General features: G+C 55.8%; 18 protein-coding genes. 4 read left to right on the plus strand and 14 right to left on the minus strand.

The window, feature by feature from the left end; genetic code table 11:
• Positions 1 to 101: 101 nt before the first annotated feature.
• Positions 102 to 2,456 (plus strand): membrane-bound PQQ-dependent dehydrogenase, glucose/quinate/shikimate family, encoded by a 2,355-nt coding sequence (locus G516_RS0118350; protein WP_028294884.1) that lies wholly within the window; start codon positions 102 to 104, stop codon positions 2,454 to 2,456.
• Positions 2,457 to 2,596: 140 nt separating this feature from the next.
• Here the strand turns inward: G516_RS0118350 and G516_RS0118355 are convergent, their stop codons facing one another.
• Positions 2,597 to 3,889 carry an NCS2 family permease gene (locus G516_RS0118355; RefSeq protein ID WP_028294885.1) on the minus strand — a complete coding sequence of 431 codons (1,293 nt, stop codon included), beginning with the start codon at positions 3,887 to 3,889 and terminating at the stop codon, positions 2,597 to 2,599.
• 473 nt (positions 3,890 to 4,362) lie between these two features.
• Between G516_RS0118355 and G516_RS0118360 the strand changes: the two genes are divergently transcribed.
• Positions 4,363 to 4,905, plus strand: a complete 543-nt coding sequence (locus G516_RS0118360; protein ID WP_028294886.1) for an adenine phosphoribosyltransferase — start codon at positions 4,363 to 4,365, stop codon at positions 4,903 to 4,905.
• A gap of 82 nt (positions 4,906 to 4,987) precedes the next feature.
• Here G516_RS0118360 and G516_RS0118365 read toward each other — a convergent pair whose 3' ends face one another.
• The 13 genes from G516_RS0118365 to G516_RS0118425 form a co-directional block, all read right to left on the minus strand.
• Positions 4,988 to 5,266, minus strand: a complete 279-nt coding sequence (locus G516_RS0118365; protein ID WP_084645220.1) for a CPXCG motif-containing cysteine-rich protein — start codon at positions 5,264 to 5,266, stop codon at positions 4,988 to 4,990.
• Between the two features lie 34 nt (positions 5,267 to 5,300).
• Positions 5,301 to 5,693 carry a DUF6482 family protein gene (locus G516_RS23260; protein WP_245582697.1) on the minus strand — a complete coding sequence of 131 codons (393 nt, stop codon included), beginning with the start codon at positions 5,691 to 5,693 and terminating at the stop codon, positions 5,301 to 5,303.
• Between the two features lie 159 nt (positions 5,694 to 5,852).
• Entirely contained in the window at positions 5,853 to 6,734 is an 882-nt protein-coding gene (locus G516_RS0118375) for a transglutaminase family protein (protein ID WP_028294888.1), read from the minus strand.
• The gene (locus G516_RS0118380) at positions 6,734 to 9,277 is read right to left on the minus strand and encodes a circularly permuted type 2 ATP-grasp protein (protein ID WP_051219601.1); all 2,544 of its coding nucleotides are present in this window, start codon (positions 9,275 to 9,277) and stop codon (positions 6,734 to 6,736) included. The genes G516_RS0118375 and G516_RS0118380 overlap by 1 nt, the downstream gene beginning before the upstream one ends.
• A 236-nt stretch (positions 9,278 to 9,513) precedes the next feature.
• Positions 9,514 to 12,921, minus strand: a complete 3,408-nt coding sequence (locus G516_RS0118385; RefSeq protein ID WP_028294890.1) for a transglutaminase family protein — start codon at positions 12,919 to 12,921, stop codon at positions 9,514 to 9,516.
• A gap of 130 nt (positions 12,922 to 13,051) precedes the next feature.
• Positions 13,052 to 13,987 carry an alpha-E domain-containing protein gene (locus tag G516_RS0118390; protein WP_028294891.1) on the minus strand — a complete coding sequence of 312 codons (936 nt, stop codon included), beginning with the start codon at positions 13,985 to 13,987 and terminating at the stop codon, positions 13,052 to 13,054.
• The gene (locus G516_RS0118395; RefSeq protein WP_028294892.1) at positions 13,987 to 15,447 is read right to left on the minus strand and encodes a circularly permuted type 2 ATP-grasp protein; all 1,461 of its coding nucleotides are present in this window, start codon (positions 15,445 to 15,447) and stop codon (positions 13,987 to 13,989) included. Before G516_RS0118395 ends, G516_RS0118390 begins: the two co-directional genes overlap by 1 nt.
• A 317-nt stretch (positions 15,448 to 15,764) precedes the next feature.
• On the minus strand, positions 15,765 to 17,990 hold the full coding sequence (locus G516_RS24160; RefSeq protein WP_051219602.1) for a sensor domain-containing protein: 2,226 nt from the start codon (positions 17,988 to 17,990) through the stop codon (positions 15,765 to 15,767).
• 15 nt (positions 17,991 to 18,005) lie between these two features.
• Positions 18,006 to 18,635: a hypothetical protein gene (locus G516_RS0118405; protein WP_028294893.1), complete on the minus strand. Its 630-nt coding sequence runs from the start codon at positions 18,633 to 18,635 to the stop codon at positions 18,006 to 18,008.
• Positions 18,636 to 18,637: 2 nt separating this feature from the next.
• Positions 18,638 to 19,024, minus strand: a complete 387-nt coding sequence (locus G516_RS0118410; RefSeq protein WP_036537433.1) for a response regulator transcription factor — start codon at positions 19,022 to 19,024, stop codon at positions 18,638 to 18,640.
• 346 nt (positions 19,025 to 19,370) lie between these two features.
• Positions 19,371 to 20,891, minus strand: coding sequence for an FMN-binding glutamate synthase family protein (locus tag G516_RS0118415; RefSeq protein ID WP_028294895.1), 1,521 nt, complete (start codon positions 20,889 to 20,891; stop codon positions 19,371 to 19,373).
• Positions 20,892 to 21,163: 272 nt separating this feature from the next.
• The gene (locus G516_RS0118420; RefSeq protein ID WP_028294896.1) at positions 21,164 to 21,493 is read right to left on the minus strand and encodes a hypothetical protein; all 330 of its coding nucleotides are present in this window, start codon (positions 21,491 to 21,493) and stop codon (positions 21,164 to 21,166) included.
• Between the two features lie 271 nt (positions 21,494 to 21,764).
• The gene (locus G516_RS0118425) at positions 21,765 to 22,676 is read right to left on the minus strand and encodes a TIGR01777 family oxidoreductase (RefSeq protein WP_028294897.1); all 912 of its coding nucleotides are present in this window, start codon (positions 22,674 to 22,676) and stop codon (positions 21,765 to 21,767) included.
• Positions 22,677 to 22,786: 110 nt separating this feature from the next.
• Between G516_RS0118425 and G516_RS23270 the strand changes: the two genes are divergently transcribed.
• Positions 22,787 to 23,806 (plus strand): NAD(P)/FAD-dependent oxidoreductase, encoded by a 1,020-nt coding sequence (locus tag G516_RS23270; RefSeq protein ID WP_051219603.1) that lies wholly within the window; start codon positions 22,787 to 22,789, stop codon positions 23,804 to 23,806.
• 14 nt (positions 23,807 to 23,820) lie between these two features.
• Positions 23,821 to 24,219, plus strand: coding sequence for a sirohydrochlorin chelatase (locus tag G516_RS0118435; protein WP_036537489.1), 399 nt, complete (start codon positions 23,821 to 23,823; stop codon positions 24,217 to 24,219).
• Positions 24,220 to 24,603: the final 384 nt, after the last annotated feature.

The raw sequence follows: 24,603 nt of genomic DNA on the forward strand, positions 1-24,603 counted from the left end.
TTCCCATTTTTTTGAAAATTTACCAAACAGGCGATCACTGACCCTGCGATGCCCCCGTGAATACGGTCACGCGGAACAGCGACGCCTTGAGAGGATTGCGCATGGTTATTTACTCAGCTTTGCTGTCCCTGGTGGGTTTGGCGTTGCTGCTTGGCGGCGGCTACCTGATCACACTGGGCGGCAGTTTCTTTTATGCACTTTCCGGTATCGCCTTGCTGGCGACCGGCTTACTGGTCAAGAAAAACCCACGATCCGCGCGCTTTGTGTACGCCGTACTGCTGGTTGCAACCCTGATCTGGTCGTTGTGGGAGTCCGGCTACTACTGGTGGGCGCTGGCAACCCGTCTGGGCATGTTCCTGATTCTGGCCATCCCACTGCTGTTTGCGGCCAGCGACAAGCGCGGCAAACTGATTTTGCCGGTTTGGGCTTTGGTGGCCGTGATTTCTCTGGGCTCAACCCTGCATGATCCCTATGCCGTCGACGGCAAAATGAGCACCGCCGAGAAGATCACCAACGCCGATACCGGCACCGCGGGTGACAACGACTGGTACGCCTACGGCCGTTCCAACTATGGCCAACGCTACTCGCCACTGGCACAAATCACACCCGACAACGTAAACCAGCTGGAGCAAGCCTGGCAGTACCAAACCGGCGACCTGAAAGGACCAAAAGACGTGGGGGAAACCACCTACGAAGCCACGCCGATCAAGGTCAACAACACCCTGTTTATCTGTACCCCACACAACTGGGTGGTGGCGCTGGACGCCGATACCGGCAAGAAAAAATGGCAGTACACCGCCGACATTGGTCCGGATATGTCACGCCAGCACCAGACCTGCCGCGGCGTTTCCTACCTGCCACCAGCATCCGGCATTGATCCTGTGATCCAGACCGTCAGCCAGGCCTCCGAGAAACTGCCAGCGGTTGAATGCGACGCCCAGATCTTCCTGCCAACCTCCGATGCCCGCCTGCTGGCACTCGACCCGGCAACCGGCGCCCTGTGCAGTAACTTCGGTTCAGGCAGCAACTCAGGCTCAGACAGCAGCAAGCCTGGCAGCATCGACCTGACCCAAGGCATGCCGTTCAAACAGTCGGGCTTCTACTATTCCACGTCGGCTCCGCTGGTCGCCGCTGGCAAGGTGATTGTGGCCGGTTCGGTGAACGACAACTACGCCGTCAATTCTCCATCCGGTGTGATTCGCGCCTTTGATGCCAAAACCGGTGAACTGGTCTGGAACTTCGACTCCGGTAACCCCGAAGACACCGCGCCGCTGGGCGAAGGTGAAACCTATACCGCCAGCTCTCCAAACAGCTGGTCTACCGCATCAGCCGATGAAAAGCTGGGACTGGCCTACTTCCCGATGGGCAACCGTACCCCGGACCAACTGGGCATGTACCGTAGCCCAGCGGAAGAAAAGTACGCCACCTCGGTGGTGGCGCTGAACCTGCAAACCGGCCAGCCTGAATGGGTACAGCAGTTTATCCACCACGACTTGTGGGATATGGACACGCCGGCACAACCGTCGCTGCTGGATTTGAATACCAAAACCGGCAAGCAGCCAGCACTGGTGATCCCGACCAAGCAAGGTGATGTGTACGTACTGAATCGTCAAACCGGTGAGCCGATCTTCCCGATCACCGAGCAGGCAGCACCACAGGACACCACCATTCCGAATGAGCACACGGCGGCGACCCAGCCAAGCTCGGCACTGAACTTCAAGCCAGCCAGGCTGCAGGAATCCGACATGTGGGGGGCGACGCCACTGGACCAGCTGGTGTGTCGTATTGAATTCAACAAGCTCAAGTACGACGGCCAGTACACTGCGCCATCAACTCAAGGCACGCTGGTGTATCCGGGTAACTTCGGGGTTTTCAACTGGGGCAGCATTGCCGTTGATCCCAACAAACAACAGATGTTCGGCATGCCATTGTATCTGGCGTTTGTGTCGACTCTGGTCGACAAGGACGGCGCCGATCTGGGTGAAACCAACAAGGGCGAAAGCGGCCTCAATTCCAATGAAGGCGCTCCGTACGCGGTCAACATGCATCCCTTCCTGTCGCCACTGGGTGTTCCTTGTCAGCAGCCACCATGGGGCTATGTTGCCGGTGTCGACCTGACCACGGGTGAGAAAGTATGGCAGCACAAAAACGGTACCATTGAAGACCTGTCTCCACTGCCGTTGCCTATCAAGATGGGCGTTCCTGGCATCGGTGGCCCGGTAATCACTGGCAGCGGTGTGGTGTTTATGTCAGCAGCGGTTGATAACTACTTGCGCGCCTACGACCTGTCGACCGGCGAACAACTGTGGCAGGCCCGCTTGCCAGCCGGTGGTCAGGCAACACCGATGACCTACCTTAACAGCAAGGGTGAGCAGATGGTGGTTCAGGTGGCCGGTGGCCATGGCTCGATTGGCACCACCATTGGCGACTACATTGTGGCTTACAAGCTCAAGTAATCATCGCCACGAGCCTGCCGGTTCAAGGGGCACCATGCCCCTGAGGCCGAAACAAAAACCGGTACAAAAGGAACCGACACAAAAAAGCGGCCTTGAGGTTCACTCAAGGCCGCTTTTTCGTATTAGCCACAAGTAATTTATCAGTCGATAAACACCAGCTTGGCCAGCAGCAATGCAGCAATCACCAGAACACTGACGTTCAGCTGAGAAGCTTTACCGCCCACCAGTTTGGCAATGGCGTAAGTAATAAAGCCCAGCGTCACACCGTGAGCAATCGAGAACGTCAGCGGCGTCATCAGAACCACCACGGCCACAGGAGCCGCTTCCGTCAGGTCTTCCCAATCAACGTCTTTCAGGGTGAACAGCATCAGCACCGATACATAGAATATCGCACCTGCGGTGGCGTATGCCGGAACCATGCCTGCCAATGGCGCCAGGAAAATAGCCGCCAGGAACAGCACACCGGTGGTTACCGCTGTCAGGCCAGTACGGCCGCCAGCAGCCACACCCGCCGCACTTTCAATGTAGCTGGTGGTAGTGGAAGTACCCAGCGCAGCACCGGCAACGGTAGCCGAGCTGTCGGCCAGCAAGGCACGACCCAGGTTCGGCACTTTGCCGTCGGCCTTGGCCAGACCGGCACGTTGGGTCACGGCGATCAGGGTGCCAGAGGTATCGAACAGGTCGACGAACAGGAAGGCAAAAATCACGCTCAGCATTGCCACATCAAAGGCAGCACTCAGGTCCAGCGCCAGGAAGGTCGGCGCCAAAGACGGCGGCGCAGAAACAATACCACCGTACTGAACTTCACCTGCCAACAGGCTGATACCGGTTACTGCCAGCACTGCCAGCAGTACCGCACCCGGTACATTACGCTGCACAAAAGCAATGATCAGGAAGAAGCCCAGAATCGCCATCGCAGGGCCGAAGTCGTGCAGGTTGCCCAGGCCCACCAGAGTGGCTGGATTGTCGACAACAATGCCCGCGTTTTTCAGGGCGATCAGCGCCAGAAACGCACCAATACCCGCCGCAATGGCTTTCTTCAGGGTTTGCGGGATCGCATCGATGATCCATTCACGCACCTTGAACAGGCTCAACAGGATAAACAGCACGCCCGAGAAGAACACGGCACCCAATGCGGTTTCCCAGTTGTGGCCCATACCCAGCACCACGCCATAGGTGAAAAAGGCATTCAGGCCCATACCCGGCGCCAACGCCACAGGCAGGTTGGCCCACAAGCCCATGATGAAACAGCCAATCGCCGCAGCCACACAGGTGGCAACAAACACGGCGCCATGATCCATACCGGCATCCGCCAGCATCGCCGGGTTAACGAAGATGATGTACGCCATGGTCAGGAAGGTGGTGACACCGGCAAGAATTTCAGTGCGTGCGGTGGTACCGGTACGACTGAGCTGGAAAAGTCTTTCTAGCATGAGAGGCTCGTTTCTTTGAGTGAATGGAGTCGGATTCAGAAAGGGGCGCGATTATATTCGTAACAACAGCGTCACAAAAAGACTTCAGCGCACTAAAATTGACCACGTGGACAAAATATTCCTGTCTGAGGGGACATCTAGTTAATCCAGTGCCCACTCTGGGCTACCGGATGGTTTCGAATCACGAAGCCGATTTGCAGGCCTGGCGGGTCAAGTCAAAAGTCGGCGACACAGAGTCGAGATCATCCGGTAGCCCCCTCCGGGCGCGGATTGCCGCCGCTCAGTGCTGTGTTGATGAATTTGAAAAGGACACATCATTTCGCTGCATCCATCGCCTTGCCCTGAACAACGGCAACACTCGCGCAGAGTAGTGCAGGATTAAATAGATGTCCCCTTTACCCTGCGTTAAACTGCGCCGTTTTTTGCGCCGCAATCCGGCCAAAATTCGATCAATGTCATCTCAGGAGTCATTCATGAGCCTTTATAGCCAGCAAATCAAAGACGCCATTCGTACCGTGCCGAACTGGCCTGAAGAAGGGGTTATGTTCCGCGACATCATGCCCTTGCTGGCTGACGCCACAGTATTTCGCAAACTGATCGACAGCTTCGTGCATCGTTATCAGAGCATGGAGCTGGACGCCATTGCCGCCATCGACGCCCGTGGTTTTATTCTGGGGGCTCCACTGGCCTACGAACTGGGCCTGAGTCTGGTCACCGTGCGTAAGAAAGGCAAACTGCCGTTTGACACCGTGACCCAGGACTACGCGCTGGAATACGGCAAAGCCACCGTGGAAATCCACACCGACGCCTTCAAGGAAGGCGACCGCGTACTGGTAATGGACGACCTGATCGCCACCGGCGGCACCATGCTGGCCGCTTGCGAACTGGTTACCCGCCTGAAAGCCGAAGTGGTAGAAACCGCCGCCATCATCAACCTGCCGGACCTGAAAGGTGCCGACAAGCTGAAAGAAAAAGGCTTCGATGTGTACGCTATTTGTGAGTTTGACGGACTGTAAGCTTCTCTAAATACGTAACACTGTGGCCTCTGGTGCAATGCCAGAGGCCTGCAGTTATTACTGCTGCATACAGACTCTCATATCAAAACACATCATCCGAGGTGTAAACCGCGACCTCAGCGCCGCCCATGCCATCATCATGGGTGACCATGGTGATTGGCCGACAGCAAACACTACAGTCTTCGATGTATTCCTGATTGGGTTCCGATGTATCCAGCAAGATGTCGATAGGCTCGCCGCAATAGGGGCAACCAATGGTTTGCTGTTGCAGTTGTTGAGGTGTGGCGGCGTGCTGACGAGCGTCGTCATCAAAGGTCGGGAATTCATCTTCGAACGCCCGTTCGTCCCATTCATCAACCATGTTGGCTACCTGCTGAGGTGTATTACGACCGGCTTCAATGAACCGTTGGCGGATTGGACCGGTATTGCCCCAGTTTGTCCCCAAGATTCTGGGGCGAACCCAACTTGTTGTCGCCCAGGGGCACTTCCATCACATTGGAGCCTTCGCGTGAGGGTTGCCCAACCATTTCATCGTAGCAGCTCTGGTGACGCAGCACTTGCTTGCCAATGGCCATGCCTTCAAACACCGCCTGCAACGACACGATGTTGTAGCTGCGCAGGTAGCGTCCCTGATGATCCAGTATGAAATGTTCGGTGCCATCCACATGCACCGAGACTTGATAGAGCGACAGGTCGATGGCGTGTATCACCAGTTTGTCGATGCGGGGAATCTGGCGCAGTTGTTTTACGGTCAGGGCTTTGCCCATTGGCAGGCTGTCTGTGCTCATGGTGTGCTCCGGCGGTAGTGGTGGCTTCTTTCGAACAACTACCGCCTGATGCTAGTCGCTAAATCCGCGCTTAACAACACCTTTGAATCGGTTTTGTATAAGTTTCTACAAACGCCGTACAACCCTTGAATGCACAGCCCTGAGACTCAGCCCTATGTCTCAGCCCATGCGGGTGACATCCACTGCCACTCGCAGCACCGGGTTTTGCCCACCGCCGTAAATCACGCCACAGAGAGGGGTAACGTCGTAAAAATCACGTCCCCACGCGGTAATGATGTGTTGTTCGTGGGCCATGCAGTTGTTGGTTGGGTCGTACTCAAACCAACCCTCCCCCGGTACATACACCGACAACCAGGCATGGGTCGCGTCTGCGCCCACCAGCTTCTCTTGCCCCGGCGGCGGCAGAGTTTCCAGATAACCGGATACGTAACGGGCAGCAAAACCTAACGACCGCAAGATCGCAATTTGCAGGTGAGCAAAGTCCTGACACACCCCTTTGCGGTTGGCCATCACTTCCTGCAAGGGCGTGGCAATGGTGGTTGAGGCCGGGGAATATTCAAAGTCGGTGAAAATACGACGGGTCAGTTCCATCACCGCGCTTAACAGGGGCTTGTCGTCGGTGAACAGGTCGCGGGCAAAGTCAGCCAGTTCCGGTGCGCTTTTGATCATCGCCGAGTCCATCAGGAACTCGCGTGCCAGCAGTACCTCGGGGTCGCGGGAAGACTGCATCGCCAAACGGGCATCACGACAGCTGATACCCAAATCCAGGTCCGGCGCATAGGCCTGGGATTCGGTACGCACATCGCTGGTCGACGTGATCACCAGTTTTTTGTGCGGCTTCTGAATCTCGAAGTGGTAGGCCTGATTGCCAAAATAATCGGTACGCTGGGACGAAAAGTTCGCCGTCGGCAGCACATCAACCCGACTCGACAAGCACTGCTGTCGGCGGCTGGTGCGTGGCGTCACGTGGGCCATGTTGTAGCAGTGGGATACCCGACTGGCATACACATATTCGGTGGTATGACGGATTCGGTACAACATCAGAAAGCCTCCCAGTTATTACGAACCAACTGCTGGGACGCTTCACGGTGATCAAAGTATTTGTCGGTAATCAGATCGCTGAGGCCGGTGATCAGCTCGGCCAGTTTGCCCACTTGCTGATCCAGTGTCTGACGCTGGATATCGCCCTCCTCCACATGGGAAAGTTCGGCCAGAGTGGTCAGCTTGAGAATTGTCTCGCACTCCAGCACCCGCCGTTCTTCCAGTGGCAGTTCGCGATATTGGGTCGGAGTTTTAGGCAACGCCCGCATATGGTTGGCCAGTTGTTCCAACTGGTACGCCAACGAGCGCGGGTTGGAGCTGTCCATCATCACCAGATCGAGGGTTGGGGTAACGCCCACCCGGGCACGGTAACGACGACGGTAGCTGATCAGCGATTCCATCGACAGCAACAGCGCTTCGCACACCTTGCTCTGGTCGGTTTCGTTCATCACCGGCACCAACAGGCTGGTGACCGCAATGGAGGTTTGATAACCGCGCTCCAGACGCCGCCCCATGTCCATAAAGCGCCAGCCAAAGCCACGCATCATGCTTTCCTGAGTCAAACCGGAGAGCGCCATCAGCGCCGTCACCAGCGGGTCCAGCGCTTCTTCCGGCGCCGAGGCCAGACTGCCCGAGAACGTGGTGTCCAGAGTTGTCAGGGCATCGCGGATGTCATTGATGACGCGGAAGGTATCCGACGACAACAGCTCCTTGGTTTCGTTGGCGCAGAACAGCATGGCATTGAGGTTGCCGGAAATGCTGCTCATCACGGCACCGTTTTCGATGATGCCGCGCAGTGCGTCTTCAGCGGTTTGATCATCGGTTGGCCGCGATGGCGTGGCAGTGATCATCGACACCGAATGCAGCAATTGATGCTGGGTGGCTTCGCTGATGCGTTCTTCGCCGTTCAGCATCATAAAGGCGGTCCGCAGGATACGCAGCGAGGCTTCCGCCCGCTCGGCATAGCGTCCCATCCAGAACAGGTTTTCCACCACCCGGCTTGGCAGGCTGATGAGGTCCGCTTCGCGGCTGACCACGTCGTCGACCTGCTCTTCCAGCACGTCGACTTCCGGCTCGGAGGCAATAACCCAGGTGTCTTTCGATTTCGAGCCGGTCTGGTTCGAAATCATAAAGTCGCGTTCCTGCAAACCAATGCGGGTAAGACCGCCCGGCATCACGCTGTAAGAGGTGGCGTTGGCGACCGCAAAGCTGCGCAAAATTGTCGGCCGGGGTTTCAGTTCGCCATCCACCCAGGTCGGCACATGGGAAGCTTCAACAATGGCCTGGGCAACAAACCCGGCCGGGTTGGCCTGAATACGCTCGGCCAGTTGCTGCAGCTCCTGTTCGGATTGCGACGGGCCATACACACTGGAGCTTTCAGTACTGCGGTAAGTCGGTTTAATCACCAGTTCTGCCAAGTGTTCAATGACGTACTGACGATCGTCGTCATCGCCACACCACCAGGTTTGCACCGACGGCAGGCGCAGTTCACGGCCAAGGAAATGACGGCTGATGTCTGGCAGGTAACGCAGCAACACCGGATTTTCCAGAATGCCGGAACCCAGCGGGTTAGCAATCACCAGATTGCCCGCCCGTACTACGTCCAGCAGGCTCGCCACTCCCAAACGGGAATCTCCACGCAGCTCTACCGGGTCACAGAACCAGTCATCGACCCGACGCAACAGCACATCAACGCGGCTCAAGCCATCCAGAGATTTCATCCACAGGAAGCCGTTGCGCACCACCAGGTCGTCGCTCTGGACCAGATGGTAGCCAAGGTAGTTGGCCAGATAGGCGTGTTCGAAATAGGTTTCGTTGTGCGCACCGGGCGTCAGTACCGCCACTCGCGGATTGGACTGCTCAGCCAGAGAGTTGAGCTTGCTGCGCAGGCGCTGGAAGAAGGTCGACAGTCGGTGTACTTCACTGTCGCGGAACAGGCTTGGGAATACCCGCGACATCACATTGCGGTTTTCCAGTGCATAGCCGGCACCACTCGGGTTCTGGGTACGGTCGCCCAACACCACGATGTTGCCTTCGTGGTCCCGCACCAGGTCGACGGAATGCACAATCAAATCGTGCTCGCCCGGCAGCTGAATACCATGGCATGGGCGCAGGAATCCGCGATGCCCAAAGATAGCTTCCGGCGGAATAATGCCCTTTTGAATCAGGGTACGTTCGCCGTAAATATCCCGCAGCAGCAGGTTCAGCAGCTCGGCCCGCTCCTGCAAACCGGATTCAATCTGCAACCACTCGTTGCTGCCAATTACATGCGGCACCAGATCCATGTTCCAGATACGGGTAGGACTGGTCGGGTCGCTGTAGATGTTATAGGTGGCACCGTCATCCCGCAGAATACGCAAGGCCTTGGCTTCACGGTCGGCAAAGGCGTCTGGCCCCAATTCCCGCATGCGCTCCAGCAGGCTGGCCCAATGTGGGCGTAAGGCTCCGTTGCTGTCGACGGCTTCGTCGTGCAGTTGCGGATTCGCTTGGTAAATCAATCCGGGCTGATCGTCGGCGTCAGTCGGAAAGTCGGTGGATGACATGCGGGTACCTGAATGTTGTAAATAGCGCGGGCTGTCCGCGCTTTGGCCGTTCAATAACAAAAGCCGATATCTGCGCCAGGTGCAAGTAGGATCAAGGTGGCACGCCTACCCGGTGGCCAACAGACAAGAACAAAAAATGGCCGCACCTGAACGGGGCGGCCATTATGTCAGATCACGTGCGATTGCTCAGCAATTATACCGAACGCGTATTCAGTCATTGCTGATTAACGCCCTGGTCAGTCAGGCTGACGACGCAGATCCAGCGTGAACGGATAATCCCCCGGTGACTCTTCCGCCGGCGGCGCCATTGGGCGAGGCTCGGTGTGCGGGAAGAATTCGCGCAGGGCATCCAGGTCTGGCCGTGGCGAGTTGGCTCCCTGAGTGTGTTCCGTGGTGGTGAAACGGTTCACACGGCGGGATTCAGCCTCGAACGAGTTGACCGGGAAGGTATCGTAGCTGCGGCCGCCCGGATGCGACACATGGTAGGTACAACCGCCGATGGAGCGGCCGGTCCAGGTGTCGATCAGGTCGAAGGTCAGCGGTGAATTCACCCCGATGGTTGGATGCAGGGCCGAGAACGGGTTCCAGGCCTTGTAGCGCACACCGGCCACGTATTCACCGTGACGGCTGGTTTTCGACAACGGTACGCGACGGCCATTACAGGCCAGTACGTAGCGGTTGCCGGTCATGCCATACACTTTGACCTGCAAACGCTCGACCGAGGAATCCACGTAACGGGCAGTACCAAAGCTGGTGACTTCTTCACCCAGTACGTGCCATGGCTCGATGGCCCAGCGCAGTTCCAGCTTCATTTCGGCCAGTTCTACCCGACCGTAATGCGGGAAGCGGAATTCCTCGAACGGCAGCAGCCATTCCGGTTTGAATTCCAGCCCGTGGTCTTGCAGGTCCTGGGCAACTTCCTTGATGTCTTCCCAAATGAAGTGCGGCAGCATCCATTTGTCGTGCAGCTGGGTGTTCCAACGTACCAGCTTGTGCTTGTACGGGTTTTTCCAGAAGCGCATCACCAGCGCCCGGATCAGCAATGCCTGCACCAATGCCATGCGGCTGTGCGGCGGCATTTCAAAACCACGGAATTCCAGAATACCCAAACGGCCAGATGGCGAGCCCGGCGCAAACAGTTTGTCGATACAGAACTCGGCACGGTGGGTGTTACCGGTAACGTCGATCAGCAGGTTGCGCATGATGCGGTCAACCAGCCACGGCAGTGCCGCTTCCCCTTCCGGCATTTGCTGGAAGGCAATTTCCAGTTCGTACAGGCCTTCGTCACGACCTTCGTCCACACGAGGTGACTGACTGGTCGGGCCAATAAAGGCACCGGAGAACAGGTACGACAAGCTTGGGTGGTGCTGCCAGTAGGTGACGAAACTGCGCAGCAAATCCGGACGACGCAGCATTGGACTGTCGGCCGGTGATGCACCGCCCAGCGTAATGTGGTTACCACCACCGGTGCCGGTGTGACGGCCGTCCAGCATGAACTTTTCAGCGCCCAGACGGGACTGACGAGCGGCTTCATACAGCTCGGTCATGTTGCTGACCATGTCTTTCCAGTTGTTGGCCGGGTGAATGTTCACCTCGATCACGCCCGGGTCCGGCGTCACCAGCAGCTTTTGCAGGCGCCAGTCTTTCGGTGGCTCATAACCTTCAATGATGACCGGCAGTTCCAGCTCGGCGGCGGTTTCTTCCACCAACGCCATAAGCTCAACGTAGCTTTCCAGATACGGCAGTGGCGGCAGGAACAGGTGTATCTTGCCATCGCGTGGCTGGATACACATGGCGGTGCGCACCAGGTTCTGCCAGTAGCCAGAGCCCTGATTGTCTTTTGGAGACTGCTCTTTGGACTTACCAGCCTTTTGCTTCACCTGTGGCTGGAAAGCAGCGGCAGGCGCGGGTTCCGGCTGGCTGATGTGGTACTGGGAAGCATGGGCCAGAATGTCTGCACGGCTGTGCAATGGCTCATCGGTGCGCAGGGCATCGGCTTCCTGTGGCCAGCGGGTTTCTTCCGAATGCGGCAGGCTTTCCAGCGGCAAGCGCAGACCCATCGGCGAATCGCCCGGGATCAGCACCAGACGACCACGGCGTACTTCCCACAAGCTGGATTTCCAGTTTTGGCCGTACAGGTCCCACTCAACCGGCAAGACAAAACCGCTCGGGGTATTCAGCCCCTGCTCCAGTACCTTAGCCAAACGGCGACGGGACAATTCGTCCTTGGCGTCGGCAATTTGGGCATCGAGGTTGGCTGGCAGGCTTTGTTCCTGCAGCAGGTAATGCAGACCGTCTTCATAAGCCGGTTGTACGTAGTCGCCATGCAAGCCGAGCTTTTCGCCCAGACGTTTACCAAAGCGTTCAGCGTCTTCAACGGTGTGGCCGTAATCCTTGTCGACCCGGGCCAGCAGCTCCGGACGCGTCCACATTGGCTCGTTGTCCTTACGCCAGAACACGCCCAGTGCCCAACGCGGTACTTCTTCACCCGGATACCACTTGCCCTGACCGTAGTGCAGCAAGCCTTGCGGTGCAAAATGATCGCGCAGTTTCAGCAGCAGGGTTTTGGCCAGGCTGAGTTTGTCGTCGCCCAGCGCTTCGGTGTTCCACTGCGCCGATTCCATGTCATTCACAGACACAAAGGTCGGCTCGCCGCCCATGGTCAGGCGCACGTCGTTGGCTTCCAGCAGCGCATCGACCTTGTTACCCAGTGCGACAACGTCAGCCCATTCGGCTTCGTCGTACGGCTTGGTTACGCGTGGGTCTTCGTGGAAACGGGACACCTTGTTCTCGTAGCTGAATTCCACTTCGCACTTGTCGGTGTAACCCTGAATCGGTGCGGCAGACACCGGGTGTGGGGTACACGCCAGAGGAATATGGCCTTCGCCAGCAAACAGGCCCGAGGTTGGGTCCAGCCCCACCCAGCCAGCGCCCGGCAGGTAGGCTTCGCACCAGGCGTGCAGGTCGGTGAAATCTTCCGCCGGGCCGGATGGGCCATCGATGGACTTTTCATCCGGAGTCAGCTGTACCAGGTAACCGGAGGCAAAACGGGCAGCAACGCCCAGATGACGCAGGGCCTGCACCATCAGCCAGGCGCTGTCACGACAGGAGCCTTTGGCCAGTTCCAGCGTTTCTTCCGGCGTTTGTACGCCCGGCTCCATGCGAATGGCATATTCGATCAGTTGTTGAAGCTGCGAATTGACGTCCACCAGAAAGTCGATGGTGCGGCGCTTTTTCAGCGAGATGCCATCAACAAATTTCTTGAACAGCGGCCCTTGCTCGTCCAGCTCCAGATACGGCTGCAGTTCTTTTTGGGTCTGCTTGTCGTAGGTGAACGGATAGTCTTCGGCGCTTTCATCGAGGAAGAAGTCGAATGGGTTGATCACTGTCATATCAGCGATCACTTCCACTTCTACCGAGAATTTGGTGGTTTTTTCAGGGAAAACCAAACGGGCCAAATAGTTGCCGTAAGCATCCTGCTGCCAGTTGATGAAGTGGTTTTCCGGTTCAACCTTGAGGCTATAGGCTTCAATGGGAGTACGGCTGTGAGGGGCCGGACGCAGTCGCACGACGTGCGGGGAAAGGTTGATGGGCCTGTCGAACTCGTAATAAGTGTTGTGCTCAATCGCAACACGGATAGTCATAACGGCTCCCGAATAAGGAATACGGAGAATGTCGAATAAGGTCGTATTAAAAAGTCGTGCAAAAAAGCCGGACGCTTGAAAAAAACCGCGCCCGGCTTGCTGTTATCAATCCCTGATCGGTCTGGTCGACTTATTGATCCGACAGGAACCAGGTTTTCTGGATCAGGCCATGCAACTCACCCAGTGACACTTGCAGCTCGTTGAGGTCGTCACGGAACTCGGCACCAAACTCTTCTGCTTCAAGGTCACGATCAATTTCCTCTTTGATCGCCTTGGTACACTCAATCACGTCCTTGCCTTTGGGCAGGTGGTCACAGCGTGCCACGATTTGGTTCAAGCAATATGAAATGGAACGAGGAAATTGCTCATCGCCCATCATAAAGGTCACTACCGGAGTGCCCTTGATGGACGAACGCATGGTGCGACGGAATTGCTGGTCAGCGTTCAGGGAACGCAGCATGTTGCCCCAGATGATCTGGCGGCTGTTGACCGAGTATTCGTCTTCTTCCACCTGCAACATGGCCGCCAGTGCGGCATCCAGATTACGGGTGGTCATGTCGGCACGTTCGAGGTTCTGACCCAGACGCATCATGTCCCAGCCTTCGTCACGCATCATGTTCACAAACAGCAAACCAACGATTTGCTGACAGGATTTGATGATGGTTTCGAGAAACTCATGGCGGTTGCTGCGGTTGATGCCCTGCGCCATGTTGTCTTGCACGAACATGCTCAGCTCGTTAACCATTTCCCAGGTATCCGCTGGCACCACGTCACGAGTGGTACGAATGTTTTCGCGGATGGCCTTGAGGGAGTTCACAATCGAGCATGGGTTGGTGTCGTCGCCCACCAGAAACTTCACCACGTTGCGCTCATCGCGGTTGGAGTAGCGCTGGTTGAAGTCGTCTTCGAGGCTGTTGATCACAATCAGGTTGTACCAACCGAGGTTGACCCGGCGTGGCAGGTCGAACAACAACTTGTCGTAGATGCTTACCAACCGTGCGGTGCTCTCAGCACGTTCCAGGTAACGGGCTGACCAATAAATTCGTTCTGCAACTTTGGAAAGCATCAGTCTTTTCCTGTTCCGGTATCGACAATCCAGGTGTCTTTACTGCCACCGCCCTGTGAGGAGTTCACCACCAGGGAGCCTTTTCTCATCGCCACACGGGTCAAACCTCCAGTTGTGACGTAACTGTTGCGGGACTGCAACACAAATGGACGTAAGTCCAGATGGCGCGGTTCCACCTTGTTTTTACCCACCAGCGTTGGTGCCGTCGACAGCGCCAGAGTCGGCTGGGCGATGTAGTTACGCGGGTTGGCCTTGATCAGCTCTGCGAAGTGCTCACGCTCTTTTTTGGTGGAGTGCGGGCCAATCAACATGCCGTAACCACCGGATTCGTTGGCGGGTTTCACCACCAGCTTGTCGAGGTTGTCGAGCACGTAAGCGCGCTGTTCGTCGTCGTAACACAGGTAGGTTTCAACGTTAGGAATCAGCGGTTCTTCGTCGAGGTAGTATTTGATCATTTGCGGCACATAGGCGTAGACCACCTTGTCGTCGGCCACACCGGCACCCGGTGCATTGGCCAGCGCCACATTGCCCGCTTTCCAGGCGCGCATCAGTCCTGGTACGCCCAGTACCGAATCCGGATGGAAGACTTCCGGGTCGAGGAACATGTCATCAATGCGACGATAGATAACGTCAACGCGCTCCAGACCGGCGATGGTTTTCATGTAGACACATTCGTCTTCACCCACCACCAGGTCGCTGCCTTCTACCAGCTCGGCACCCATGCGTTGAGCCAGGAAGGAATGCTCAAAATAGGCGGAGTTGAAAATGCCAGGGGTCAGTACCACCACAACCGGTTTCTTGACGTCACGTGGCGACAGTTCAGCCAGCGTTTCGAACAGGTGTTCGGGATAATCACCCACCGGGGCAATGTTCACTTTCTCGAACACTTCCGGGATAACCCGTTTCATGATGGAGCGGTTTTCCAGCATGTAAGACACACCGGACGGCACCCGCAGGTTGTCCTCCAGTACGTAGAATTGGCCATCACCATCGCGCACCAGGTCGGTACCACAAATGTGTGCCCAAACACCAAATGGTGGACTGAAACCCTCACATTCCTTGCGGTAATTGGTCGACTGCTTCAGCACAAATTCCGGAATGATGCCGTCCTTGATGATGTTCTGATCGTGGTAGAGATCATCAATAAACATATTCAGCGCTTTCAGACGCTGTTTCAGACCGGCAGCGGTTTTATCCCACTGCTGTTTGGAAATAACCCGCGGCAGGATATCAAACGGCCAGGCGCGGTCGATATTTTCGCCTTCGGTATACACCGTAAAGGAAACACCCATTTCCTTAATGGTCGATTCGGCGGCGGTTTTACGTGAATTGATATCTTCGTCAGAAAACGATTCCAGATAGGAAATCAAGGCTTTGGCGGGTTCTCGAGGGGTCCCCGGAGCACTGAAAAGTTCGTCGTAGAACTCTCCCGGTGCGTAGTCCTTCCATTCGATTGACATACTGCTCCCTGAATTTTGCCATCAGGTTGATTGTTAAGTCGCAGCACCTTGCGTGGCGGCGACTCGGATAAGGCAATGGCAAAATAAGACACCAGTATCATTGCTAATTCAAGCAAGCACAGGCGTCATTTTCTCTCAAATTTGATCGGCAACAGGGATATTTTTCAAAACGCGGAATTTCTTGAAATAAAATGTTACATATCAATTAAAAACGCACCATAAAGGTGCGATTTATGGTTGATTACTGACAAATACATTTATATCTTTTCGGGCGAATATAACCCGCTCAGGAGCTATCCAAGGGCCTTCTGAATAACTCAATGCGCCGCCGTGGCCTCACGGTCAACCGTATACCAGAGCATCAGATCGTCCAGACTCATCGGCTTGCCAATGTAGAATCCCTGAGCATGGTCACAGCCCTTCATTTTCAGCAATTCCATCTGGGACAGGTGTTCGATACCTTCTGCCACCACTTCCAGGCCAAGCGCATGGCCAAGATCGATAATGGCAGACACGATGCGAGCATCGGCGGCATTGTTGCTGGCATCCTGCAGGAAGTGGCGATCGATCTTGATGATGTCGACCGGCAGATTGCGTAAATACGCCAGTGACGAATAGCCCATACCAAAATCGTCGATGGCAATTTTGACCCCCAGCAATTTCAGCTCACGCAGCAATTGCAGGTTTTCGCCCTGGGTGTTCATCAGGTGCCCTTCGGTAATTTCCAGCACAATGCGCTCGGCCGGAAAACCCACCGAGTTGAGCAAGCGCCTGACGCTGTACACCAGTCCATCGTCCATAAACTGCTTTGGCGACAGGTTGATCGACATCGACAGCGGGTCTCCCTCGCGCTTGTACCAGCGCGAGGCGGTTTCGAAGGCTTGCATCATCACCCACTCGCCCATCTGACAAATCAGCCCGCAGTCTTCTGCCACGCTGATGAATTCATCCGGGTAAATAATGCCGCGTTCCGGATGACGCCAACGCAGCAGGGCCTCCACCCCGAGCAACTTGCCCGTGGCGACTTCAATTTGTGGTTGGTAATACAGCTCGAACTGGTTTTCTGCCAGCGCGACCCGCAGCTCACTCTCAGTTTTCAGCCGCGCTAACGTGCGTTGGTTCATTTCCGGGGTAAAGAACCGGAACACCCCTTTGCCATCGGCTTTGGCCTGATACATCGCCTGGTCGGCGCAAAAGATCAACTTGTCGGCATCGCAGGCATCGTCCGGAAACTGGGCAATACCAATGCTGCAATTAACAAACACCGGCATGTTAAACACTTCGAACGGTTGTGAGATGGCATCGAGAATCTTTTCTGCCACGGTGATCGACGAGCGACTGTGGTTCTGTTCGGGCAACAGAATCACAAACTCGTCGCCTGCCCAGCGGGAAATAGTATCGGAATTACGGCAACAGCCGCGCAGGCGCTCCGCCACCTGCCGCAACAAGTCATCACCGGCATCGTGGCCATAGTTATCGTTAACGCCCTTGAATCGATCGAGGTCGATAAAAAACACCGACAGGCTATTGCCACTACGCTGGTGGGCCTTGAGGGTGCTGGTGAGGATTTCGGTGAACGAAAAACGGTTATACAGGCCGGTCAGGCCGTCTACCCGTGCCATTCGATTGAGCTGCGCTTCCGCCCGTTTTTTTTCGGTAATGTCACGCACAAAAATAAAGAAGCGACTGTCGTCCTCAGCCATTGGAATGGCATTGGCCGAGACGCTGACCGGAAACTCGCTGTCGTCATTACGAACACAGTTCATTTCCCGCTCTTCGCCGGAAGCCGGTATCAGAGCCTGAATTTCCGCATCGCTTTTATCCGAGCCAAACTGGCTGGCGCTCAATTCTTCAAAAAAGTCGTAAAGGTGTTGACCTTCCAACTGACCTGCGCCGGCGGATTCCGCCAGCATGGCCTCAGGGGCCGCCAGTTCAAACAGTTCCTGCTGGTCGCTGCCGGGTTCCAGCGGAATTGGCGCAAACATCTGCACCGCGGCCCGATTGGCACTGTGAATCAGGCCTTTGCGATCAAAAATCAGGATGCCGTTTTGGGTGTTTTCAAACAGCGCCGTCAGCTCGTGTTCCTTTTCCTGCAAGCTGACCACCAGCTCGGTCAAGACCACCGACTGCGTACGCAGGGCGCGCTCGCGCATGTCGGATGAGCTGATATCAAATACCGAGATCACACAGTATTGGCCGTCTTCGTCGGTATAAAACGGTTTGATCTGGATGGATTGCACCAGCCGCTCCGGCTGTTTGGCGGTGCTCAGCGGCTCACGGTACAAAGGAAAAGACACGTTCAATAGTTTGGCCGACAGCACCGACGGGCAGTTAAGCTCCAGCGCCTTGTAGATGGCGCGGTCGATACGGCTGTTACTGAGCTCGGGAAACAGATCCAGCAGTTTCTGGCCTTGCACCCTGGCTTCCTGTAAGCCCGAGTGACGTTCCATCCACTGGTTCCAGGTGACGATGCAGCCCTGACCATCCAGAACCACGATGCCGGTATCAACCAGCTCCACAATATGGCGATAGAGTCTGTCCATGTTGGCGCCTCCAATTCAGCCGAATGAAAGGCGCTTCTGGATACGGTCGTAGAGTTTTTCGAGCGTGTCCTTGGGCTGGAAAAACATCAGCTGGGCGCGGGAATTTTTCTTCACCACGGTAAAACTGATGGTCAGGAACAGAATCATGTCTTCGGCATTGTCGAGCAGCTGGGTGCTGCCGCTGATGTCGTCAAAATGTCCGTATTCACAGCGTGGCAGTTCGGTATTAAGCCGAATTCCCAGCAGATTAGAGAGCGCATAAATTACGCCGCACACCGCCACATTAGTGAGGTCGAGCATCATTTCCTCTTCCGTGGCAGCAAATTCAATCAACGCCTGCTCATTGTCTTGCAACAAGCCGTTAAGCAAGTTGAGGCTTTCTTCTTCGCTGAAAAACAGCAGCGCTTCGCCGCTGATTTCGCCAGAAAATTGTTGTTGTACGAAAATGGCTTTGCCAGCGTCTCGTAAAGCCGACGTGAAGGAGAGCGCTTCGGTTTTGGGAAGCATGTTCACTTCCGGCACGTGCAGCTCAATCTTGCTGTTCGAAATTTCCGACAATTCTTCAATCACCTGGCCAAGGCCAAGATTGAGAGATTCTGCCAACAGATCCAGGCTGATCGCCTGCGCTTCAGCGTCAATGGCCATGCTCAACCCCTACTGAAAAACGCCCGCAGTCGTTCCATGAATGGGTCTACGTCTTCCGGACTGATGGCCTTGTTGATGTACTGAACGCCAAGCAGGTTGGCTTCGTCCATCAGGTTGAAGGAACGGTTGCCGGTGACCAGTGCAATTTTATTGGCTGGCACCCCGCGTTCCATCAGCATCTTGCTGGTTTCAACGCCGTCCGGCGGCGTCATGTTCACATCCAGAAGATACCAGTCAAATTCGTAGCCGGTTCCTTCCGCCACGCTCAGCGTCTGTTCGCCCGAGCTGGCTTCATGGAATTCGGCGGCTGGATAAATCCGACGTACAACGTCTTTGACCACCATTCTGGCGTAAAGACTGTCATCCGCAATAAGACACTTTGGGGGCATGAGAGACACCTGTTCCTGTGGTTTAACTACTCTTTGAAACCTAGTTCAGAAAACAGGGAAAGCAAGAAAATGGCGAAAACAATGATCCTGATTTAAACCGAAAAATCCGCCAATACGCGCCACAAGGCCGACGCTTGCGCTTTGGTAAGCACCGACTTATTGATACATGGCGTGATATCACACATGTCGCGTCGACCTTTAGCAAGAGTGCCTGACATCATCCGTTAAACCGGCTCACGTCAGAAGTTCTGGCTCAGACGTTTTGGCTCAGGGGTTCTAGCTCAGACGCTTTTGTTAAAGCGGTTGGGCTGAAACAACTCAGCCAAACCGCATTGGGAAAACAGCCTCAGTCATTCACCTCGGCGGCCATGCGCTTGCGCGAGGCATTGTACAAATCAGAAATACGCGTACTGGTGCCATCAGGCTGAATAATACGGGCGTGTTCACGCTTCAGGGCCCGTGGCTCATCAACCCCACAGGAGTGTGCAATCACGCCCACTTCCTGCACCAGAGTTTCAACAAAGTGCTGTACCCGGGAAGCCTTGTCGGCCGGTACCAAACCCGCTTGCAGGTGTGGATCATGGGTGGTAATGCCGGTCGGACAAGTGTTCTTGTTGCATTGCAGCGCCTGAATACAGCCCAGTGCAAACATAAAACCACGGGCGCTGACGACGAAATCCGCTCCCACACACAAGGCCCAGGCAACCCGGTCCGGCGTCAGCAACTTGCCGGAGGCAATCACCCGAATACGAGGGCGCAGCTGGTACTCGTCCAGCATATCCACCAGCATCGGCAGCGACTGATTCAGCGGCAGCCCCATGTAGTCCATCAATGACTGTGGTGCGGCACCGGTGCCGCCTTCTGCGCCGTCAAGAGTGATGAAGTCCGGCGCGCTTTGCAGACCACGCTGCTGGATCGCCTTGCAGAGATCCCGAATCCAGTCGATATCGCCCAGCACAGCCTTGAAACCGGTCGGTTTGCCGGTCACTGCCCGCACGTGTTCAACCATGTCCAGCAGGTCGTCTACCGAGCGAATTTCCGGGTGGCCGTTGGGGCTGATGGAATCCTGATGCAGGGGAATGTGGCGAATACGGGCAATTTCTTCATTGACCTTGGCCGCAGGCAGAATCCCGCCCTTGCCCGGTTTGGCACCCTGACTGAGTTTGATCTCAATCATCTTCACCTGCTCGTGCTCGGCCACTGCCTTGAGCTTGGCGTCGTCCAACTTGCCGGTTTCATCCCGTACGCCGTATTTGGCCGTACCAATCTGGAAAACGATGTCGCAGCCACCTTCCAGATGATAAGGCGACAAGCCCCCTTCGCCGGTGTTCATCCAGCAGCCGGCTTTGCCCGCACCGCGAGACAAAGCGGTAACCGCAGGTTGCGACAGGGCACCAAAGCTCATGCCGGAAATATTCACCAGCGACGATGTGGTATACGGCATACGGCAATGTTCACCGATGGTGATAGCGCCGGATTCGGCAAAATCCTGCTTCAGCGCCGGAAACGGGCTGTTTACAAAGATCACAGTGCCAGGCACATCCAGACGGCGGGTAGAACCAAAGGCAATGGTGGTGCTTTCGTTTTTGGCAGCGCGATACACCCAGCTGCGCTCAGCGCGGTTAAACGGCATTTCCTCGCGGTCCATGGCAAAGAAGTACTGCCGGAAGAACTCCCCCATGTGTTCAAAGAAGTATCGGAAGCGGCCGATCACCGGAAAGTTTCGACGCACTGTGTGGCGGGTTTGCCGCACGTCGATGAAATACGCCCAGATGATCCAGCCGATCACCGCCAATGAACCGATGGCCAGAATAGCCAACAACACCAGCACGCCATAGGCGGCCAGTTCAAACACAGTATCCGTCACGATTGTTCCTCAAGCACGGTTGTACAAGGGCCGGATGGGGAGTTGTTGTTATAGAAGGCCCGATTTTCGGCCCTATCCTAATGGGGACAGATTAGACATGAAAGTCAGGAAAATGGAGAGGGGTAACATGCACCGTTTCCGGGCCTGTACCCAGCGGCTAAAACCGGATAATAAACGCATAAAAAAAGCGGCCGTCTGGCCGCTTATGGGGTACTGCTTCGACTGCAAGTTGGGTGCTGCAGCGTCGGGTGACTGCCGATCGTCTTCCTGAGTCAGGCGGTCGGGGTAATGTTCTTCACGGTTCGTGCGGTGAAGTACACAAAATTTCCTTCACTGTCACCAACCTCTACGCGGTTGGGCGACAACGGCGAACTCTTGATGGTGGCGATGTACAGGCTTCGGCACGCCACCAGATTCTTGTCGATGTCATTGAACAGCGGTTGCGAGAAGGCAAAGGTCTTGCGTTCGTTTCCGCGTTCAAGCGTCAGTACCAATTGAGCATCCGTCAGGTCACTGGCACGGCTGAAGCTTACATAGCTCACCCGATATCCCTGGTCGAACTCGTACAAATAATGATCAAGGGCTTGGCGACTTATACTCATTGGTATTTCCTGCAGTCAATTCAACAACTTGTACATCAAGTTCTAGTTGAGAGCGGGACGGTCTGCCATCACCAATAACAGAAAGCTACAGTTCTTTTGCGAGCGTCAGTTTTCAGTACGTTTTCGATGACAAACAGCGCCTTCACGCAGGTTAGACAGGTCACCGGGGCGTCAAGTTTCCGGTCGTCAGGTTTTTGACCTGATCCATCGGCCAACTTTCCTCCTGCCCAGCAACGCCTGCTTAAGCCCCCTACTCAGTACTACAGACAGATCACCAATGGTTGCGAATGTCCCCCAGGGCGTCAGCCAGCTGTGGAAAGTGGAACTCAAAACCCTGCTGTTGCAACACCACGGGCTGCACTTTCTGCCCCTTCAACAGCAAGTCCGACATCTCACCTAACGCCAGTTTCAATGGACAACCGGGCACAGGCAGCAGCGCAGGACGTTTCAACGTTGCCGCCAGTGTGCGGCTGAACTGCGCATTGGTTTGAGCATAGGGCGAGGTCATGTTGACTGCCCCTTCCACTGGCTGATGCAGCAAGAAGTCGATGGCCCCCAGATAGTCATCCATATGAATCCACGACAAGTACTGTTCACCAGAGCCAATTCGCCCTCCAAGACCCAGTAAAAACGGCAGCCACAGCCGCTTCAACATGCCGCCGCCGGGGCCAAGCACCACGCCCGTACGCAACAACACCAGCCGTTGGGTCAGAGGTTTCAAAGGAGCAGCGGCTTGCTCCCATTCGGCGCACAAGTTGGCGGAAAAATCACTGCCGTACGGACTTTGCTCATCCACTTGCTGCTGTTCGGCGGTGCCTTCCAGCGCCCCGTAGATGCCGATCGCCGATCCACTCAGAACCACCTCAAAGCGTTGACCGGTATTGATGGCCCACTGGGCCAGGGTATCTGTCAGCTCAATGCGGCTGTTACGCAGTACCTGTTTACGAGCTTCCGACCAGCGCTGGTCGGCAATGCCCTCACCGGCCAGGTTCACCAACCAGTCAAACGGGCCATGAAAATCATCAAACCGAGAGGCTGCCTGCTCCAGTTGCGGCCAACGTTGGCGCACGGCGTCCGGGCGGCGGGTATACACAGACACCTGATGGCCGTCAGCCAACCATTGCGACACCAGTCGGGAACCAATAAACCCGCTCCCTCCGGTAATCAGAATACGTTTGCTCATACAACCTCCAGCGAACCCGTTTGTGACATTTATATATACAATACCTATACAAGATAATTCGCAATGCTAGAATGCAAAAACTTGTACAAACATCCTGTTGGAGACGCCCAGTGGCACATTACGCAATTATTGGCGCCGGCATGGCCGGATTGTCCGCCCTGAATCAACTCGCATCCCAGGGCCACAAGGTCACCGTTTTCGACAAAAGCCGTGGCAGTGGTGGCCGCATGGCCACCAAAAAAGTCGGCGCTGCCAGCTGGGACATGGGCGCGCAGTTTTTCCGCGCCCATACCGAAGCGTTTCAACAGCAGCTGGAGCAATGGCAACAGGACGGCATCATCAGCGAGTGGCAGGCCAGCATCTGGCAAATTGCCAACAATCAGGCCAGTCCTTCCCCCGACACCGTCAAACGCTACGTCGCCACCCCGCGAATGACCGGCCTGAGCCGCTATATGCTGCGTTGTGCCAGTGCTTTTGAAACCGAAAGCCGCATTGTGCGGCTGCTAAAACGTCCGGCTGGCTGGCACCTGTTCAGTGACGACAACCGTGAGTTTGGCCCCTTTGACAAACTGATCGTGGCGATTCCGCCGGAACAAGCCAACGCCTTGCTGAAAACCGCCGACGACCTGGCCAGCCTGCGCGAGGCCACCCATGTGGATATGAATCCGTGCTGGACGCTGCTGCTGTCGTTTAATCAACCGCTGGCGACTGATATCGATGCTGCCTTCGTTAAAGACGGCCCCATCGGCTGGATCAGCCGCAACAACAGTAAACCCGGCCGCGACGCCGGAGAAAGCTGGGTGATTCAGGCCAATCATCACTGGAGTAAAGACCACTGCAATGGCGAGCGCCACGGCCTGATGGAGACCTTGCAAAACGCCTTCTGGCAAGCCTTGCAGTTGCCACCCCAGCCACACGCCGAAATCTGGCTGCACCGCTGGCTGTTCTCGATACCAAATGTAGTGGAACAACCCGGCACTGTGGTGTCCAATGATGACAGCGTCGCCCTTTGCGGCGACTGGCTGCAAGCGCCCAACATCGAGGGCGCCTGGTTAAGCGGCAATCTGGCAGCGCGTCGACTCAGCGGGCAACCCCTTCCCCAACAGGACACGCTGGAAGCCTCATTATGAATCAGGAGATGACCATGCCCTCACCGAACCTGCGTCAGGCCACCGTACTGCTGGCCCACGGCAGCAGTGACGCCAACTGGCTCAAGCCGTTTGAGCAACTGACCAGCAGCATTCGCCAGTCTGTGGGTGCTACCGCCCGCATTGAGTTGGCTTACATGGAGTTGGCCGAACCATCACTGGAAAGCGTCACCGCCCAATTATCGGATGAAGGTTACGGCGTGATTGAAGTGCTGCCGCTGTTCTTCGCTGCTGGCAGACACCTGCGCAAGGATGTGCCAATGCAGCTGGACGCCCTGTCGAAAGAACACATGGTGCGCATGACCCTGAAGCAGCCTGTTGGTCTGGAGCCTGAAGTGGCTGGCGCCATCAGCAACGTTGTGCTGCGTTCCTTACAGGAAAATAGCGAAGGCTAAAGAAAGAAAGAAAGGAAGGAAGGAAGGAAGGAAGGATAAAGAGGCGAAAGCTTAGTATTCAGCCGAACCAGATCAAACGAACAAACAAGAAAGACCAGAGCCTCGGCGCTGCTTCGCGCAGGGGCTTTTTGGCTTCTACCTACCCCAATAGCTTGTCCACCATCGCAGGCAAGCCTGCTCCTACTAGCTCGGCTCTCCAGCTCCTTAGCCCAATTAGAGCCCAATCCCCGGAAAACCATTTCCTATCTTGTGCGCAATTCGTCGCTAAAGAACTAAACTTGGACAAAGAAACCACTACTTATACAAAATTGTATTTTTTGTACAAGAAAGGCTTGACCAACAACCGCATCAAGGACCACACTAAAACCTATACAAAGCACACCT

Source organism: Oceanobacter kriegii DSM 6294 (assembly GCF_000422845.1).
Lineage (GTDB): Bacteria > Pseudomonadota > Gammaproteobacteria > Pseudomonadales > Oceanobacteraceae > Oceanobacter > Oceanobacter kriegii.

What these genes read in the sequence shown, in the direction of transcription:
- G516_RS0118405 (WP_028294893.1), bottom strand. Translation starts at nt 18,635, where the DNA reads ATGGCCATTGACGCTGAAGCGCAGGCGATCAGCCTGGATCTGTTGGCA.
- G516_RS0118395 (WP_028294892.1), bottom strand. Translation starts at nt 15,447, where the DNA reads ATGTCAATCGAATGGAAGGACTACGCACCGGGAGAGTTCTACGACGAA.
- G516_RS0118425 (WP_028294897.1), bottom strand. Translation starts at nt 22,676, where the DNA reads ATGAGCAAACGTATTCTGATTACCGGAGGGAGCGGGTTTATTGGTTCC.
- G516_RS24160 (WP_051219602.1), bottom strand. Translation starts at nt 17,990, where the DNA reads ATGGACAGACTCTATCGCCATATTGTGGAGCTGGTTGATACCGGCATC.
- G516_RS23260 (WP_245582697.1), bottom strand. Translation starts at nt 5,693, where the DNA reads ATGAGCACAGACAGCCTGCCAATGGGCAAAGCCCTGACCGTAAAACAA.
- G516_RS0118360 (WP_028294886.1), top strand. Translation starts at nt 4,363, where the DNA reads ATGAGCCTTTATAGCCAGCAAATCAAAGACGCCATTCGTACCGTGCCG.
- G516_RS0118435 (WP_036537489.1), top strand. Translation starts at nt 23,821, where the DNA reads ATGCCCTCACCGAACCTGCGTCAGGCCACCGTACTGCTGGCCCACGGC.
- G516_RS0118355 (WP_028294885.1), bottom strand. Translation starts at nt 3,889, where the DNA reads ATGCTAGAAAGACTTTTCCAGCTCAGTCGTACCGGTACCACCGCACGC.
- G516_RS0118390 (WP_028294891.1), bottom strand. Translation starts at nt 13,987, where the DNA reads ATGCTTTCCAAAGTTGCAGAACGAATTTATTGGTCAGCCCGTTACCTG.
- G516_RS0118375 (WP_028294888.1), bottom strand. Translation starts at nt 6,734, where the DNA reads ATGTTGTACCGAATCCGTCATACCACCGAATATGTGTATGCCAGTCGG.
- G516_RS0118350 (WP_028294884.1), top strand. Translation starts at nt 102, where the DNA reads ATGGTTATTTACTCAGCTTTGCTGTCCCTGGTGGGTTTGGCGTTGCTG.
- G516_RS0118365 (WP_084645220.1), bottom strand. Translation starts at nt 5,266, where the DNA reads ATGGTTGATGAATGGGACGAACGGGCGTTCGAAGATGAATTCCCGACC.
- G516_RS0118410 (WP_036537433.1), bottom strand. Translation starts at nt 19,024, where the DNA reads ATGCCCCCAAAGTGTCTTATTGCGGATGACAGTCTTTACGCCAGAATG.
- G516_RS0118420 (WP_028294896.1), bottom strand. Translation starts at nt 21,493, where the DNA reads ATGAGTATAAGTCGCCAAGCCCTTGATCATTATTTGTACGAGTTCGAC.
- G516_RS0118385 (WP_028294890.1), bottom strand. Translation starts at nt 12,921, where the DNA reads ATGACTATCCGTGTTGCGATTGAGCACAACACTTATTACGAGTTCGAC.
- G516_RS0118380 (WP_051219601.1), bottom strand. Translation starts at nt 9,277, where the DNA reads ATGTCATCCACCGACTTTCCGACTGACGCCGACGATCAGCCCGGATTG.